The organism is Paucilactobacillus vaccinostercus DSM 20634 (genome assembly GCF_001436295.1).
Lineage (GTDB): Bacteria > Bacillota > Bacilli > Lactobacillales > Lactobacillaceae > Paucilactobacillus > Paucilactobacillus vaccinostercus.
The window spans coordinates 1-2,226 of record NZ_AYYY01000031.1 but is presented as its reverse complement, the minus strand read 5'-3'; the positions used below and the strand labels follow the sequence as shown (position 1 = coordinate 2,226).

The 2,226-nt window shown below is 35.5% G+C and carries 1 protein-coding gene and 2 pseudogenes; 1 reads left to right on the top strand and 2 read right to left on the bottom strand.

Annotated features, from left to right (window positions below; genetic code table 11):
* Positions 1-396 precede the first annotated feature (396 nt).
* Positions 397-1,611 (top strand): NAD(P)/FAD-dependent oxidoreductase, encoded by a 1,215-nt coding sequence (locus FC26_RS07645; RefSeq protein ID WP_057779351.1) that lies wholly within the window; start codon positions 397-399, stop codon positions 1,609-1,611.
* A gap of 233 nt (positions 1,612-1,844) precedes the next feature.
* Here the strand turns inward: FC26_RS07645 and FC26_RS13210 are convergent.
* Together FC26_RS13210 and FC26_RS13205 are read right to left on the bottom strand one after the other, a co-directional pair.
* Positions 1,845-1,964 (bottom strand): annotated as a pseudogene (locus FC26_RS13210) (IS3 family transposase); the annotation flags it as partial.
* Between the two features lie 3 nt (positions 1,965-1,967).
* Positions 1,968-2,069: pseudogene (locus FC26_RS13205) on the bottom strand (transposase); the annotation flags it as partial.
* Between the last annotated feature and the right edge of the window lie 157 nt (positions 2,070-2,226).

Here is a 2,226-nt window from a genome sequence, read left to right as displayed (position 1 = left end):
TAAACGCGGTTCTGAATGTCTCTTAAAACCTGTCTCAAATATTGACTTCAATCCAATAAAATTTGTAAAGGCTTTGTTGAACACTTTTCAGTTGCCATTTTGCTATCTCCTTAAAAACTTAATTAGGACTAACTAAACTTCTTCTACTTCCTATTTTTCTACAATATATAGTATTACGCATTGGATGAATACACAATAAGCTGCTTTGACTTGAGTAGTGCAAACTTAATTAAGTACAGTGTATCTGAACTTGAAAAAGCAGCCCTTAAAGAAGTTATGAGCAACTTTTTTAAGTTTACGTAATACTTATTTTATAATCAATGTTGTAATGTTTTTTATAAAAACGATTATAAACTAAATTTAATTTAAAAAGCATTGGAAAGAAGGATACAGTATATGACTCAAGAAAATAACCATTTTAACTATCTTTTGATTGGTGGCGGCATGGCAGCGGATAAGGCCGCAACAGGTATCCGTAAAACGGATAGCAAGGGGACAATTGCAATTATTTCGGCAGATAATGATGCGCCTTATGCTCGCCCGGCTTTGAGTAAAAAATTATGGGTAGATGAAGAATTTAAGGAAAAAGATACAGATCTTAAAACGGCTGAAAAAAATAACGTCAAAATATTTCTGAGTAAAAAAGTTACAGTCCTCGACCCCACGGCGCATTCTGTAGTGACTACAAACGGAGAACACTTCCGTTATGATAAGCTGCTTCTAGCAACTGGAAGCCAAGCACAACGTATCCCAGGACCAGAAAGTGATTTGGTAGTTGCTCTAAGGTCAAAAGCAGACTACAGAAAAATCAAGGCTCTTAGTGGGAAACAAAAGCATATTATAGTTGTCGGTAGTGGTTACGTCGGCAGTGAAATTGCAGCTGGTTTAATTCAAAACGAAACAAAAGTGTCTTTGATAATTAGTGGGCAAAAAATTTATGATGAGCGTTTTCCGGATTATCTGAGCAGTCAGTATCAGCAAAAATACCTTGATGAGGGAATTAATATCCTAGTCAATAAACACGCGCAAAAATATGAAGTTGATGGACAAACAGTGAAACTTTACTTTAGTGATGGGCAGATTTTAGAAGGCGATGGGCTTGTCTTAGGTATAGGAGCAAACACCGATCACAGTTTGGGTGAAAATGCTGGACTATCTTCTGATAAATTCGGAATCATTGTTGATGAACACCTGCATACTTCTGCTCCTGATATTTGGGCTGCTGGAGATATTATTTCATATCCTGATAAAATATTGGGGCGTCAAAGTTCTGCACATGTTAACCATGCAGTTAAATCAGGGTTGATTGCAGGCAGAGCCATGGCTGGTGAAGAGGTCGTGTATGATTACACACCGTCGTTTTATAGCTGGGTTTTTGATATTTCGTGGGATGCAATTGGCCATCTCAGTTCTAAAATGCAGATGTACAGTGAGAAACTGCCGGGTGCGGCGGAAAAAAGTATAGTTTATTATTTTGACGACAGTGGAATTATTCAAGGAATCCTTTCTTGGAATTCTAAGGTAAACCTTAATCACTTGCGTAATATTCTTAAAATGAAGCCTACATTATCGCAACTACAGCAAGTCTTACCTCTTGAAAAAGTAGAATAGCTTTATAATAATAGTTATGCAAAGTGTAACTGAAGCATTTAAGCAGAATTAGAGTGTCTGTAAAGTTTTTTCTTGTAAAGACTCCTTTAGTATTGCAAGTAATTTTTGGGGAGTAAGTCAACTTTAAAATGAAAAGTTTGAGTATTAGAATATGATGCTTTAAATATTGTAAATAAAAAAGGACTGGGTCAAAACTAAAGTGCAACACAAAAGTTAGACAAAATTGAATATTTTTAAACTGCTAAGGCATGTTCCCTGTATTCGCAGGGATTCATGCCTTTTGTTTTCTGTGATATTCGTCGATTGTTAAACCAATCGACGTAATTCTTTGTGATTTCCTTGAATTCTCCAATATCTTTACACTGTGGAAATCCATTAAGACATTCTGTTTTAAGAAGATGAAAGAAGCTTTCAATTGGCGCATTATCAAGACAGTTTCCCTTACGAGACATGCTTTGTATAAATTTTTTTCAGAGAGTTTATCGGTATAGTAATTCAATTGATAATGGTAGATTGTAAAATTAATCCGAACGCTGTTCGGACAAAAAAGATCAGCTTCCTTTAAAATGGTGTTTACCACAAACCCATCTTTTAGGAGCTGATCTTTTGTCTAGT